The 14,420-nt window shown below is 39.1% G+C and carries 10 protein-coding genes and 1 pseudogene; 6 read left to right on the forward strand and 5 right to left on the reverse strand.

The features are described from left to right. Positions 1-10 precede the first annotated feature (10 nt). From FIM66_RS02320 to pyrB, 5 genes are all read right to left on the reverse strand, one after another. On the reverse strand, positions 11-589 hold the full coding sequence (locus tag FIM66_RS02320; RefSeq protein WP_140501295.1) for a restriction endonuclease: 579 nt from the start codon (positions 587-589) through the stop codon (positions 11-13). A gap of 3 nt (positions 590-592) precedes the next feature. After that, entirely contained in the window at positions 593-1,216 is a 624-nt protein-coding gene (locus FIM66_RS02325; RefSeq protein ID WP_140599894.1) for a neuraminyllactose-binding hemagglutinin family protein, read from the reverse strand. Next, positions 1,210-2,865, reverse strand: coding sequence for an ABC transporter ATP-binding protein (locus FIM66_RS02330; protein ID WP_140547880.1), 1,656 nt, complete (start codon positions 2,863-2,865; stop codon positions 1,210-1,212). The genes FIM66_RS02325 and FIM66_RS02330 overlap by 7 nt, the downstream gene beginning before the upstream one ends. 90 nt (positions 2,866-2,955) lie before the next feature. Beyond that, the gene (hofB, locus tag FIM66_RS02335; RefSeq protein WP_140547879.1) at positions 2,956-4,395 is read right to left on the reverse strand and encodes an outer membrane beta-barrel protein HofB; all 1,440 of its coding nucleotides are present in this window, start codon (positions 4,393-4,395) and stop codon (positions 2,956-2,958) included. 147 nt (positions 4,396-4,542) lie between these two features. Next, positions 4,543-5,466 carry an aspartate carbamoyltransferase gene (gene pyrB / locus FIM66_RS02340; RefSeq protein WP_140547878.1) on the reverse strand — a complete coding sequence of 308 codons (924 nt, stop codon included), beginning with the start codon at positions 5,464-5,466 and terminating at the stop codon, positions 4,543-4,545. Between the two features lie 72 nt (positions 5,467-5,538). On the opposite strand from pyrB, the gene FIM66_RS02345 reads away from it, so the two are divergent. From FIM66_RS02345 to FIM66_RS02370, 6 genes and pseudogenes are all read left to right on the forward strand, one after another. Next, the gene (locus FIM66_RS02345) at positions 5,539-6,048 is read left to right on the forward strand and encodes a hypothetical protein (RefSeq protein ID WP_140547877.1); all 510 of its coding nucleotides are present in this window, start codon (positions 5,539-5,541) and stop codon (positions 6,046-6,048) included. Further along, positions 6,048-6,756, forward strand: a pseudogene (gene tlyA, locus FIM66_RS02350) (23S rRNA (cytidine-2'-O)-methyltransferase TlyA). Before FIM66_RS02345 ends, tlyA begins: the two are co-directional and overlap by 1 nt. After that, entirely contained in the window at positions 6,722-7,564 is an 843-nt protein-coding gene (locus FIM66_RS02355; protein WP_140547875.1) for a bifunctional riboflavin kinase/FAD synthetase, read from the forward strand. The pseudogene tlyA and the gene FIM66_RS02355 overlap by 35 nt, the downstream one beginning before the upstream one ends. A 46-nt stretch (positions 7,565-7,610) precedes the next feature. Next, complete coding sequence (gene tkt / locus FIM66_RS02360) at positions 7,611-9,536, forward strand: transketolase (RefSeq protein ID WP_140547874.1); 1,926 nt, start codon at positions 7,611-7,613, stop codon at positions 9,534-9,536. Further along, positions 9,533-11,869, forward strand: a complete 2,337-nt coding sequence (addB, locus tag FIM66_RS02365) for an ATP-dependent deoxyribonuclease AddB (protein WP_140547873.1) — start codon at positions 9,533-9,535, stop codon at positions 11,867-11,869. The genes tkt and addB overlap by 4 nt, the downstream gene beginning before the upstream one ends. Then, entirely contained in the window at positions 11,866-14,409 is a 2,544-nt protein-coding gene (locus FIM66_RS02370; protein WP_194149239.1) for a DNA translocase FtsK, read from the forward strand. Before addB ends, FIM66_RS02370 begins: the two co-directional genes overlap by 4 nt. Positions 14,410-14,420: the final 11 nt, after the last annotated feature.

Raw genomic sequence — 14,420 nt, forward strand, 5'->3', positions numbered from 1 at the left:
ATAAATTATCCTATTTGGATTCGTTTTTCCCACCCAAAAATTTGACCCATTCGTCTCTATCAATCAAAAGCACTCCGTTAGCTTGAGCCAGTTTTTGAGCGGCTTGCGTGAAGTAGCTGTTGGTGATCACGCAAGCTTTTTCGCAAGCGTAGTAAGCTTTAGAAGAGACCACCTCTTGAATGGCTTTGGGCGAAACTTTGTGCGAGTAGCGTTTGGCTTGAACCGCCCATTTGACGCCGTCTTTTTCTATAATCAAATCCGCTCCATAATCGCCGCTTTTTTGAGTGATTGTAACTTCAAAACCCTTTGAAGTGAAAAAGATTTTGGAATATTCTTCAAATTCAAAGCCGTTCATGGCGTCTATTTTTTGCAAAATGCGTTTGAGTTGGCGCTTCTTATACGAAGAGATAACGCCTTGAAAAAGCACCAATATTGAAAAAACGCCAAGAAGCGCGAACAATTTTAAAAGCAAATCATTAGCTGAGGTTACTAATTTCAATTCTAAAGCTTTTTCCAATAAAACATGCCAAATTAAATAAATCCCTACCGAAAACAAAATGACAAAAATAAAGAATACAATCTTTTTCATGCCTTAAAGCCACTCGGCATTTTCTATAGCGTTCAAACGCTTTTCTAAACCCTCCATAAGAGAATAGTAAGCCTTATTAAGGGCTTTGATTAAAGCGTTATGATAGGTTTTATCTTCTTGGGAAAAAAGAGAGGGGTTATCGCCCAAACGATTAGCGTAATAAACAGGCACGCTGAAAGCGGTGGGGATTAAAAGGGTGTCAAACGGGCAAGTGGTTTGCGGGACGCATTCTAAAATCAAGCTCGCTTGAAGGTTTAAAAAACGCATGACGGATTTTGGGTCAGCGTTAGGCTCAATCGTCTTTTTAAGCCTTTCTTTAATGGCTTTTAAATCTTTAGGACTCTCTTCAAAAGAAAAAAAAACATTGCCTGAAACATTGAGGGTAAAAACGCTTTTATCTTTTAAAAAATAAGCGATTTGTTGGGTGAGTGCTTTTTTAAATTCTTTTTGGTAAAAGGGCGGCACAAAATGAGCGTTAAAAAAGATTTTAGGGGGGGTTAAAGTGGAAGCGGTTTTTAAAGGGCTGTTTTTGGGGTAATCTTTATATTTTAAATGCAGAGTCGTTTTGTTGAAAAACTGACACCCCAGTAAAATAAAAGCGACACTAACGCTTAAAACCCTTAGCATTCTATCAAACGCCCATGCTCTAATTTCACATGCTTAGTGGCTAATTTAAGCGTGCTTGGGTTGTGCGAGATGAGAATGATCAAGCGGTTTTGTTTCAATTCTAAAATGCTTTGTTTAACGCTCTCTTCTGTGTGATTGTCTAAAGCGGAAGTGGCTTCATCAAAGATTAAAACTTGAGCGTCTTTATACAAAGCTCTTGCAATGGCGATCCTTTGGCGTTGACCGCCGCTAATATTAGCGCCAAATTCGTCTAAAACGCTCTCTATCCCATGAGGCATTTTTTCCACAAAATCTAAGGCTTGAGCTTTTTTTAGGCATTCTTTGATTTTCACCTCATCAATTTCTAAACCATACGCCACATTTTCAGCCACGCTCCCGTTAAAAATAAACACCCTTTGAGTGACAACGCTAATCTTTTCTCTTAAGGATTTTTGAGTGATGCTCTCTATTTTTTGATCATTGATGAAAATTTCGCCCTGGCTTGGCTCATAAAGGCGTAAGATCAGATTCACTAATGAGCTTTTACCGCTCCCGCTTTCGCCCTTTAAAGCGATGATTTCATTTTGTTGGAATTTCAAACTAATATCGCTTAAAACATAACGCTCTTGATCATCTAGCGTATAAGCTAGCCATACCTTTTTAAATTCTATGGTGTGTATAGCGTTATCTAGCGTCAATTCCCCATCAACAATAGCCGGCTCTCTTTCTAAAATCTCATGGATCCTATCGCTAGCGACTAAGGCTTCTTGAAAATTAGAAACAATCCTAGTTAGGCGTTTGATCGGTGTATAAAGCATAAAAAGGGCCGTGATGAAAGAAAAAAAAGCCCCCACGCTAATATGGCCCCTAATCACTTCATTCCCCCCTAAATAAATCACTAACGCTATAGCGATTGAGCCTAAAAACTCCATTAAAGGCGAAGAAATTTCAGCCACGGCGATGTTTTTGATACCGATTTTAAAAAACGCTTCATTTTCTTTCACAAAAGCCTTATGCTCTAACTTTTCGCCATTAGAGATTTTAATCGCTTCCACATTGTTAAAGACTTCACTCAAACGAGCGGTGATTTTAGCGTTACTCTCTTGATGGGATTTAGCGAGTTTTTTAACCTTACGAATGATTCTGCTGATAGGAATGGCGGCTAGCGGCATGATCACTAGTCCCACTAACGCTAATTTAGGGCTTTGATAGATCACCACCCCCACTAACCCGACAATCGTTAATCCTTCTCTTATGCTCTCTGAAAGGTAATTGGACAAACTCGCTCTAATCAAACCTATATCATTGGTAATCCTTGCGATCAATTCGCCCTTTTTAGTCCTGTTAAAAAAATCCATTTCCATTCTGAGAAGGCTTTCTAGCATAGTGTTGCGTATTTTTTTGACAATATCAAGCCCGATAAAGTTAGTGAAATAAGTGCCTAAATACATGCCCCCACTCTTGCCCAAATACGCCAAAATCACTAAAAAAGGCAGGATTTTGAGCATGTGAGTGTCTTTATTGATAAAAATTTCATCTAAAGTAGGCTTGACTAAATAAGTCCCCCAAGCCGTGCTTAAAGCCACCACTAAAGAAGAAAATAAAACCACTATAAAACTTTTATAATGCTCTTTAAGATATTTAGAATACCGCTTGAAAAAGAGTTTCAAATGCTTAACCTTTGGATTTGATTAAACTCGTATTATAGTGTTTTTATTAAGGGATTTTTAACGCTTTAATAAACAGCTTAAAGCGATTGATTAGAATTTAGCGCTAAGAGTTGTCATCAAATGGCTCCTGTCTGAATAAAGCGCTTTAGAGCCGGGCGTGGGCCTGTAACTCCCTACCGTAAAGCCTGCATGCGTCATCACGCCCAAATATTCTAATTTCACGCTCGCCGTCAAACTCTTACTGATCTTATAGCCCACATTAACAGCCGCGCTCGCTTCATTGGCTAAAGTGCCGCTAGTCCAACGCCATAAAGTCCCCCACAGCCATTTTTTATGCACGCCCCCACCAAAAACCCAACCAGAGACGGCATCAGCGGTTACCACATGGCTTAAGGCTTGCCCTATATCATAAACGCTATTGGTCCAAAAATCAATGCCTAGAGGGTTTCCTGTCGTGCCGATGTAAGCGTTTGCGTTTTTCCACACTTTATAAAACGCTCCCCCAAAATTAAATTCATTGTAATCAAATCGTTGCCTAATAAGTAAGCTTTGCCCGGCAGTGCCAGCTTTCACAGCGTAACGATAAGTATCCCTTTTTAAGGGGGCATGGACAGGGAGCAAAATATAAGCTTTCGTTTCGGATCTAAAGCCCACGCCATTAAAATTAGGGTTGCTATCATAGCCCACAACCACCCCAGGGCTGTAATAAGTCCCGGGCGAAAATTGGAAAAAAGGGCTGACGCTAACCCCTTTCCTTTCATAAGTGTAGTTCACTAAATGGATACCATAATTTAGAGTGCGCCCGTTTTTAATCACGGTTCTTGGAGAGTAAAAATCATAAATCCATTGCCCATAAGCGAACGCCCTACCCCATGAGCTAAACCACCATAATTTATGGATCCCTTCGCTTTTATCTTTGACTTTAGTGCTGATTTCAAAGCCTTGCGTGTAACCGCTCATATAAGGAGCATTAGATTGATAACGCCCTCCTTTAGCCACAAAAATATCTTTATAGCGGTATTCTAAAAAAGCGTTATTCATCAAGTAATTACGGCGGATTTTATTGGCCCTAGCGTTCCCGCACGCTATAGAATCAACCACCTTACCATCAGATCCAAGCGCACACTCATGGATACTCGTGCCATCAAGCAAGGCTCTTTTACCCCCTAAATAGCCATCCCAATAACCGATGTAGTTATAAATAACCGATCCGCCTTGATTGAATTTCGTGCTATCATAAGCGACCCCTCCTAGCGTGCCGCCGACTTTTCCCTCTAAAACATGCCCTTGATCTTTAAGGCCTCTGGATAAAAAATCCGCATAAACATTGCCTTGCCCTACAGCGGTTACAAAAGTTTCTGTAGGATAAATCCCCCTAGCTATATCAATCTTTTTTTTATTAAAGCCAACTTTAGAAAAGGACTCCGCTAAAACTTCAATTTTATAATCAAACGCTTGCAAAGAAGCGCTCAAACTTAAAACATATAACCCACAAAAAACTTGATTCTTTAAAGGCGTGCTATTTTTCATTTTTTTCCTTTTAATTAACTCAACTATTTTAGATTATAACGAAATTTTTTTAGTTTCATCATAAAATGAGATAAAGTAAATCAAAATTTAATCAAAGTAGGATTTTTGTGCCGTTTTACAACCAAAAGCATTTTTTAAGTTTGATGATCAATCTAATAGCAAAAACTCCAACACCGCCATGCGCATTGCCACGCCATTTTTGACTTGCTCTAAAACTTTGGATCGCTCATCTTCTAACACCGCACTTTCTATATCAATATCCCTATGCACCGGGCCTGGGTGTAAAATAATGATCTCTTTATTTTTAGCGTGAGCGCTTAGGCGTTGTTGGGTGATGCAATAAGCGTTGCCGTAATCTTTCAAGCTCGCAAAAATGGGCGCGTTGTGGCGTTCGGTTTGAGTCCTCAAACTCATTAAGATGTCTGCAAACGCTATCGCTTCTTCAATGTTATGCGTCGTTTTTAAAGAAGTGATAGGGAGCATGGAGCTTGGAGCGCACAGCATGATCTCAAGCCCTAGTCTTTGGAGCAATTTAATGTTGCTATTAGCCACTCTTGAATTTTTCACATCGCCTATAAAAGCGATTTTCTTCCCTTTTAGATTTTCCAAACTGCCAAAATGCTGATAAAGGGTGAGCAAATCTAATAACGCTTGGGTAGGATGAGCGCTTGTGCCGCTTCCTGCATTAATCAAGGGGCATTGGGAAAATTCGGCTAATTTAAAAGGCGCGCTTGAAAAAGCATGCCGTGTGATGATAGCGTCAGGCTGCATGGCATGGATATTTTTAAAAGTGTCTATCAAAGTTTCACCCTTTGAAGTGGAGCTTGTTTGCATGTTTAATTTCACTATTTTTGCCCCCAACCTTAGGCTTGCGATTTCAAAGCTAGACACCGTTCGGGTGGAATTTTCAAAAAATAAAGCCACGATGATTTTATTGTGCATTTTTTCTTTTGTTTCTAAAGATACGGCGTTAAAATCGTTCGCATAAACGCTCGCTTTGTTCAATAAAAGCTTGATTTCATCTAGGCTTAAATCGCTGGTTTGGAGCAAGTGTCGGCATTTTTTTGGCATAAAACCCCCTTTTAGTTATAATATAGGTTTTATTTTAGCTAAAAATGGCATGGGTTTTAGCAAGGAACGGGCTTGAAAAATCTCTCAATACCTTTGGTATTTTTATTCTTTTGTTTAGGGTGTGTGAGTAATTTCAATGAAGACACTTACACGCTAGACTTAGTTTTAGAAAAAAAGATCCAAGCCAGCAGGAAAGGCGAAATCACCCAAGATAATGTGCCTATCATCACGGCTATCGCTACGCATTTAAACGATGTGGATAGCGGCACTTACTATGACCATGAGTATTTTTTAGTGGAGATTTTCACGCAAAATAACGACTGGATAGATGATGGCTATATTTCTTATGAACTTTTTGGCACAAAACCTACAGGTTCAGAGCCTTTATGGGTGCGAGAAATCACAAAAGATGAATTTGATGGCATTTTAGAAACCACGAACCGGTGGAGCAGAGCTTTTTTGCTCGCTTTTAACAAATTGGATTATTTAGCGGTGCAAGAAGCCAAACTAGAGCTTGATGCCTATAGTTTAGGCAAGATTGTTTTTAATTTCGCTTATCAAGTCCCCTTACCTCAATTTTAATGCGCTTAGATTACGCCTTATTCAACCAGCATTTAGTAAATAGCAGAGAAAAAGCTAAAGCGTTGGTTTTAAAAAATCAGGTTTTAGTCAATAAAATAGTGATCTCTAAACCCTCTTTTATCGTTAAAGAGGGTGATCAAATTGAATTAGTCACTACCAATCTATTCGTTAGCAGGGCTGGGGAAAAATTAGGGGCTTTTTTTAGAAACCCATTTCGTGGATTTTAAGGGAAAGGTGGTTTTAGATGTGGGAGCGAGCAAGGGGGGCTTTAGTCAAGTGGCTCTTTTAAAAGGGGCTAAAAAGGTGCTTTGCGTGGATGTGGGGAAAATGCAATTAGATGAAAGTTTGAAAAACGACCAACGCATAGAATGTTACGAAGAATGCGATATTAGAGGGTTTAAAACGCCAGAAAAAATTGATTTAGTGCTTTGTGATGTGAGTTTTATTTCTTTATATTGTATTTTAGAAGCGATTGTGCCTTTAAGCGGTGAATTTTTGGCGCTTTTCAAACCGCAATTTGAAGTGGGCAGAGCCGCAAAACGCAATAAAAAGGGGGTGGTAATGGATAAAGAAGCCATTTTAAACGCTTTAGAAAACTTTAAAAACCATTTAAAAACAAAGGATTTTCAAATCTTAAAGATCCAAGAAAGCTTAGTGAAAGGGAAAAACGGGAATGTTGAATTTTTTATCCATTTCAAGCGAGCCTAAAATTAAAAGCCTAGCTATCGGTAAATTTGATGGCTTGCATCTAGGGCATCAAGCCCTTTTTAAAGAATTAAAAGATCCCAAAGCCCTTTTAATCATAGAAAAAAAACATTACACTAAAGGCTATTTAACCCCCCTAAAATACCGCGCCAAACTCGTGGGCATGCCTTTATTTTTTGTGTATTTAGAAGAGATTTCGCGATTAAACGCTTTAGAATTTTTAGATCTTTTAAAAAAGAAATTCCCCCATTTAGAACGCCTGGTCGTGGGCTATGATTTCAGGTTTGGGCATGGAAGACAAAATGACGCTTTATTTTTAAAAGAGCGTTTTGAAAAAACCATTATTGTGCCTGAAGTGAAAATAAAAGAGATTAGCGTGCATTCTAAAACCATCAAACTAGCCCTAAGTCATGGCGACTTGTCTTTAGCCAACAAGCTCTTAGGCAGGCCTTATGAAGTGTGTGGGGAAGTCATTAGCGATCAAGGCTTAGGGCATAAAGAATTAGCGCCTACTTTAAACATCAAAACTAAAGATTTTATCCTCCCTAGTTTTGGGGTGTATGCGAGTTTAGTGAAAATAAAAGATCCAATTTATCAAAAAAGCGTGAGTTTTATAGGCAACCGCTTAAGCACGGATCAACATTTCGCCATAGAATGCCATGTCCTTGATACCATCATAGAAAACCCGCCCCAAGAAATCGCTTTGCGTTTGGTTCAAAAAATACGAGACAACATGCGCTTTTCTTCGTTAAAAGAGCTTAAAAATCAGATCCAACAAGACATCTTAACAGCCAAAGAGATTTTGAGATAATTTGTGTTAAAATGGCTTTTAAAAACCTTAAAAATGGAAAAATTTGATGCGATTGAGTAACGCTGACTTAGAACGATTAAAAAGCATGGCCAATGCGCTTCGCTTTTTGTGTGCGGACATGATAGATAAGGCTAATAGCGGGCATCCGGGCGTGTGCTTGGGGTTAGCCGATGTGATGGTGGTTTTAAGTTTGCACTTAAACCTAAACCCCACTAACCCTAAATGGCTCAATAGGGACAGGTTGGTTTTTAGCGGAGGGCATGCGAGCGCGTTAGCGTATAGTTTGTTGCATTTGTGGGGCTTTGATTTGAGTTTAGAAGATTTAAAGCGTTTCAGGCAATTACACTCTAAAACCCCAGGACATCCCGAATTGCACCACACCGAAGGCATTGAAATCACCACAGGCCCTTTGGGGCAAGGTTTTGCTAACGCTGTGGGCTTTAGCATGGCGAGTCAATACGCTCAAAACCTTTTGGATAAAGAAGCGATTTCTCATAAAGTCTATTGCTTGTGTGGGGATGGGGATTTGCAAGAAGGCATTAGTTATGAGAGTGCTTCTTTAGCCGGGCATCTCAACCTAAACAATCTCATTGTGATTTATGACAGCAACCAAATCAGCATTGAAGGCGCTATCAATATTAGTTTTAGCGAACAGGTTAAGATGCGGTTTGTGGCACAAAATTGGGAAGTGCTAGAATGCGATGGGCATGACTATCAAGCGATTCATAACGCTTTAGAAGAAGCCAAAAAATCCACCAAACCCACGCTTTTAATCGCTCATACGATTATTGGTAAGGGGGCTATTGGCTTAGAGGGGAGTGAAAAAACGCATGGCTCGCCTTTAAATAAAGAAGTGTTAAAACAATCCAAAGAAAACGCTCAAATCAACCCTAATGAAAGCTTTATCATTAGCCCAAAAAACAAAATGCATTTTGAAGAAGTGAAAGTTAGGGGCGTCAGTTTAGAAGCCTTATGGGAAAAATCCTTAAGCCCTAAAACAAAAGAAAAAATCCATGCGTTAAAGGATTTTGATTTTAGCGCCATCCATTACCCCACCTTTAAAAAAGGCGAATCTTTAGCCACGAGAGTGAGTAACGGCATGATTTTAAACGCTATCGCTAAAGAATGCGAGGGCTTTTTGGGGGGGAGCGCAGATTTAGCCCCGTCTAATAACACGCAATTAAAACACTCTGGCGATTTCCCTTTAGGGCAAAACTTGCATTTTGGGATCAGAGAGCATGCCATGGGGGCTATCACTAACGCTTTAGCGGCGTATGGTTTGTTTGTGCCTTTTTGCGCGACCTTTTTTGTGTTTAGCGATTATTTGATGCCCAGCATCCGTTTGAGCGCTTTAATGAAACTAAAAGCCCTTTTTATCTTTACGCATGACAGCATTGGCGTGGGCGAAGACGGGGCGACGCACCAGCCTATAGAGCAGTTGAGCCATTTGCGCGCTTTGCCCAATTTCTATGCTTTCAGGCCTAGCGACGCTTTTGAAAACACCGCTTGCATGCAAATAGCGTTAAGTTTGAACGCTCCTAGCGGGCTTATTTTATCGCGCCAGAATTTACCCGTGCTTGATGAGATTTCTAAAGAGCAGGTTTTAAAAGGCGCGTATGTTAAATACCACTCTAAAGATCCCATTATCACGCTGGTTGCGAGCGGTAGTGAAGTGTCTTTAGCTTTAGAGGGCGCTAAAATTTTAGAGCGAGAAAATATCCCCACTCAAGTGGTGAGCGCACCGTGCTTTGATTTATTGATAGAGCAAGATGAAAGCTATCTTAAAGAACTTTTTAAAGGTAAAGTCTTAGTCATTGAAGCGAGCCGTGCGATAGAGTGGTATCGTTTTGCGGATAAAATCATTGGCATGGATTCTTTTGGGAGTTCAGCAAAGGGCGATAAACTCTTTGAAAAATTCGGCTTTAGCGTTGAAAACATTACCACTCAAGCTAAAAGGTTACTCAACGCATGAACTTAGAAAAACTTTTTTTAGAAAAAGCCCCCTTGTTTGTTTTTAGCTCCACCAGGCGTTTAAAACATTTCTATTTAGAGCAAGGCGAAGGGTTTTTGCCTAACGCAATGAGCATGGGGAGTTTCTTTGAACAGGCTTTTTACATCCCTAATAAAAAGAAAATCCCTAACAGCGCGCGCCAGATTTTAATGATAGACACCATTAAAGCTATCGCTAAAGAAAAAAAATCCATTCTTGAAGGACTTTTGCTTTTTGAAAACAGCTTTTTGGGGTATTTGGAAAGCACTTCTTTTTTGTTTGATTTGTTTGATGAGTTGAGCTCTGCTTGTATCAAGCTCAATGAACTTTCTTCTAAAGACATTTACTTGGACTATGAAAAGCATTTAGAAGTCTTAGAAATGATTTATGAGCACTACATTAAAAAGCTAGAAGGATTAGGCTTTTATGACAAAATCATGCAAGAAAAGCCCACCATTTTAAAAGAATTTTTTGAGCATTTTTCCTCTATTGAATGGCATTTAGACGGCTTTATGAGCGTTTTTGAAAGACAATGCCTATTAGAAGTGGCCGAATTAGTGCCTATCACTTTACACCTATCTTGCGACAAATACAACCAAAAATTCTTGGAATTTTTGAATCTCAAATTAGAAACGGATTGCGATTATTCCATTGATTTTAAAACCCAAAAGATCCTTTCTCAAACTTTTAATGATCAAAAAATAGAACCAAAGCTCTATGCCAACTCTAGTTATTTAAAACAAAGCGCTTTAGTTTTACAAACCATAGAAGAGTATTTGCAAAAAGATAACGACCCTAATAAAATGGCGATCATCACGCCCAATGCGGATTTTTTGCCTTTTTTAAAACTCTTAGACCAAAACAACAATTTGAATTTTGCGATGGGATTAGGAGCTAAAAACAGCCATTATTACACAGAGCTTGTCAAAATCTTAGAAGATTTACAAACAAGCGATTGTAATTTAAGTGAGTCTGCGTTATTGGATTTAGAAAATATTACGCTCCCGCTTTTAGAGCAACAAAGCTCTAAAGAAAAAGTGCCCTTAAAAGAAGTGCATTCTCAAATCATGCACCAGTATCATCTTTTAAAAGACACGCTTAAAAACTACAGCCTTAAAGATTTATTGCATTTGTATTTGCAAGAATTTGAAGCCAACTTCCGCTTAGACGATTCTAGTGGGGGCAAAATACGAGTCATGGACACTTTAGAGACAAGGGGCATGCAATTTGATAAAATCGTTATTGTGGATTTTAATGAAACTTGCGTGCCAAGCCTTAAAGATTGCGATTTGTTTTTGAACTCTGCTTTAAGAAAATCGCTCAACCTCCCCACTTTATTGGATAAGAAAAATTTGCAAAAACACTATTACTACCAGCTCTTTAAAAACTCTAAAGAAATGGTGCTTTCTTATATAGAGAGCGAAACCTCAAAAGCCTCTAACATGCTTTTGGAATTAAATTTAAATATAGTGCCTATCAAAGACGCTTACACGCTTTTTGCATCAACTCCTTTAAAAGACTACCAAGAAGAAGAAATCAAAGCCGCTATCCCTAAAGATTTTAGCTTTAGCGCTAGCTCATTAAACGCTTTTTTAACTTGCAAGCGCCGTTTTTATTACCACTACATGAAGCGCTTCAAAGAAACCCCTAAAGATGAAAGTAATAGTGCTGTGGGCAGTTTGCTCCATGAACTTTTAAAAGAAGCTTATGAAAAAGATAAAACCCCCCATTCATTAGAAGAAAGGCTTATTCAGCTATTAAAAACAAGAGAAAACATTACCCCTAAAGAGCGTTTAGACACTCTTGTAGCGCTCAAAAAAATCCAGGCTTTTTATGTTAAAGAAAAAGAACGCTTTAATGCAGAAATCACCATTCTTGATCTTGAAAAAAGCTTTGAGACGATCATTCAAGGCGTTATTTTTAAAGGGCGTATAGACAGGATTGACAAAACGGCTGACAATGAAATTATTTTATTGGATTACAAATTCAAAAGCGATTTGAAATTAGACAACATGAGTAAAACACAAAGAGAAGGCTTAAGCCCCATAGAAATCGCTCAAATCAGCACCGATTATCAAATGGCTATCTACGCGTGTGCTCTTAAAAATTTGGGCTACAAAGAGCCTATAAAAGCCTTTTTTTATGATTTGAGAAAGGGCGAATTAGTGGAAGAAGATGAGCTTATTTTACAGGCTAAAATGGATCATTTGGAATTTTCTCTTATCCCCAAACTCAAGCAAGAAATTGATTTTGAAAAAACTTTAGAGGTTAAAGATTGTGAGTATTGCTCTTTTAAAGACATGTGCAACCGATGAAATCTAAAAAACTTTATTTAGCTTTAATTATAGGGGTTTTATTAGCGTTTTTAACCCTATCTTCATGGCTGGGTAATAGCGGTTTAGTGGGGCGTTTTGGGGTGTGGTTTGCCGCACTCAATAAAAAATATTTTGGGTATCTTTCATTCATCAACTTACCCTATTTAGCGTGGGTTTTATTCCTTTTATACAAGACTAAAAACCCTTTTACAGAAATCGTTTTAGAAAAAACTTTAGGGCATCTATTAGGCATTTTATCTTTACTCTTTTTGCAATCTAGCCTATTGAATCAAGGGGAAATCGGCAACAGCGCGTGTTTGTTTTTACGCCCTTTTATAGGGGACTTTGGGCTTTATGCGCTGATAATGCTTATGGTAGTTATTTCTTATTTGATTTTATTCAAACTGCCCCCTAAAAGCGTTTTTTATCCTTATATGAACAAAACACAAAGCCTTTTAAAAGAGATTTACAAACAATGCTTACAAGCCTTTAGCCCTAATTTTAGCCTGAAAAAAGAGGGTTTTGAAAACACCTTATCAGATCTTCAAAAAAAAGAAACCAACAACCCTAAAGAAAAAGAAAATCTCAAAGAAAACCCCATTGATGAAAACCACAAAACCCCTAACGAAGAATCGTTTCTAGCGATCCCTACCCCCTATAACACGACTTTAAACGATTCAGAGCCGCAAGAAGGCTTGGTTCAAATTTCCCCTCACCCCACTACCCATTACACCATTTACCCTAAAAAAAACCGATTTAATGATTTGACTAACCCCACTAACCCCACTTTAAAAGAAACTAAAGAAAGAGAACCCACGCCCACAAAAGAAACTCTTACGCCCACCACGCCCAAACCTATCATGCCCACACTTGCACCCATAATAGAAAATGACAACAAAACAGAAAACCAAAAAACCCCCAACCACCCTAAAAAAGAAGAAAGCCCACAAGAAAACGCGCAAGAAGAAATGATAGAAGAAACGATAAAAGAAAATCTCAAAGAAGAAGAAAAAGAGGCGCAAAACGCTCCAAACTTTAGTATAATAACCCCCACAAGCACTAAAAAACCCGTTATGGTTAAAGAATTGAGCGAAAATAAAGAGATATTAGACGGATTGGATTATGGCGAAGTGCAAAAACCCAAAGATTATGAGCTTCCCAACACGCAATTATTGAATGCGGTTTGTTTGAAGGGCACTTCTTTAGACGAAAACGAAATTGACCAAAAAATCCAGGATCTATTGAGCAAACTGCACACCTTTAAAATTGATGGCGATATTATCCGCACTTATTCAGGCCCTATTGTAACCACTTTTGAATTCCGCCCAGCCCCTAATGTTAAGGTGAGCCGCATTTTAGGTTTGAGCGATGATTTAGCGATGACTTTATGCGCTGAATCCATCCGCATTCAAGCCCCTATCAAGGGTAAAGATGTCGTTGGTATTGAAATCCCTAACAGCCAAAGCCAAACCATTTATTTAAGAGAAATTTTAGAGAGCGAATTGTTTCAAAAATCCAGCTCGCCCTTAACTCTAGCTTTAGGCAAAGACATTGTGGGTAACCCTTTCATCACGGATTTAAAAAAGCTCCCTCACTTGCTCATCGCCGGCACGACAGGAAGCGGTAAGAGCGTGGGCGTGAATGCGATGATTTTATCCTTACTTTATAAAAACCCTCCTGATCAACTCAAATTAGTGATGATAGATCCCAAGATGGTAGAATTTAGCATTTATGCGGACATCCCTCATTTACTCACGCCCATTATCACCGACCCTAAAAAAGCTATCGGGGCTTTGCAAATCGTGGCTAAAGAAATGGAGCGCCGGTATTCTTTAATGAGCGAATACAAGGTTAAAACCATTGATTCTTACAATGAACAAGCCCCAAATAACGGCGTTGAAGCGTTCCCCTATTTGATTGTGGTGATTGATGAATTAGCGGATTTGATGATGACAGGGGGAAAAGAAGCGGAGTTTCCTATCGCTAGGATCGCTCAAATGGGGCGCGCGAGCGGCTTACACCTCATTGTAGCGACCCAACGCCCAAGCGTGGATGTCGTAACTGGCTTGATTAAAACCAACTTGCCTTCAAGGGTGAGTTTTAGGGTAGGCACTAAAATTGATTCTAAAGTGATTTTAGACACCGATGGGGCGCAAAGCTTGTTAGGAAGAGGCGATATGCTCTTTACCCCCCCAGGAGCGAACGGGTTAGTGCGCTTGCATGCCCCCTTTGCCACTGAAGATGAAATCAAAAAAATCGTGGATTTTATTAAAGCCCAAAAAGAAGTGGAATACGATAAAGATTTCTTGTTAGAAGAATCGCGCATGCCTTTAGACACCCCTAATTATCAAGGCGATGACATTCTAGAAAGGGCTAAAGCGGTGATTTTAGAAAAAAAGATCACTTCTACGAGTTTTTTACAACGCCAATTAAAAATCGGCTATAACCAAGCCGCTACCATTACTGACGAATTAGAAGCTCAAGGCTTTTTATCCCCAAGAAACGCCAAAGGCAACAGAGAGATTTTGCAAAACTTTTAGGCTTTGTTTTC

It is taken from the genome of Helicobacter pylori (assembly GCF_006439795.1).
GTDB lineage: Bacteria > Campylobacterota > Campylobacteria > Campylobacterales > Helicobacteraceae > Helicobacter > Helicobacter pylori_CR.

Bases quoted from the DNA above. Each gene is read 5' to 3' on its own strand.
- FIM66_RS02320 (WP_140501295.1), bottom strand. From the start codon at position 589: ATGAAAAAGATTGTATTCTTTATTTTTGTCATTTTGTTTTCGGTAGGG.
- FIM66_RS02325 (WP_140599894.1), bottom strand. From the start codon at position 1,216: ATGCTAAGGGTTTTAAGCGTTAGTGTCGCTTTTATTTTACTGGGGTGT.
- hofB (WP_140547879.1), bottom strand. From the start codon at position 4,395: ATGAAAAATAGCACGCCTTTAAAGAATCAAGTTTTTTGTGGGTTATAT.
- pyrB (WP_140547878.1), bottom strand. From the start codon at position 5,466: ATGCCAAAAAAATGCCGACACTTGCTCCAAACCAGCGATTTAAGCCTA.
- FIM66_RS02355 (WP_140547875.1), top strand. From the start codon at position 6,722: ATGTTGAATTTTTTATCCATTTCAAGCGAGCCTAAAATTAAAAGCCTA.
- tkt (WP_140547874.1), top strand. From the start codon at position 7,611: ATGCGATTGAGTAACGCTGACTTAGAACGATTAAAAAGCATGGCCAAT.
- addB (WP_140547873.1), top strand. From the start codon at position 9,533: ATGAACTTAGAAAAACTTTTTTTAGAAAAAGCCCCCTTGTTTGTTTTT.
- FIM66_RS02370 (WP_194149239.1), top strand. From the start codon at position 11,866: ATGAAATCTAAAAAACTTTATTTAGCTTTAATTATAGGGGTTTTATTA.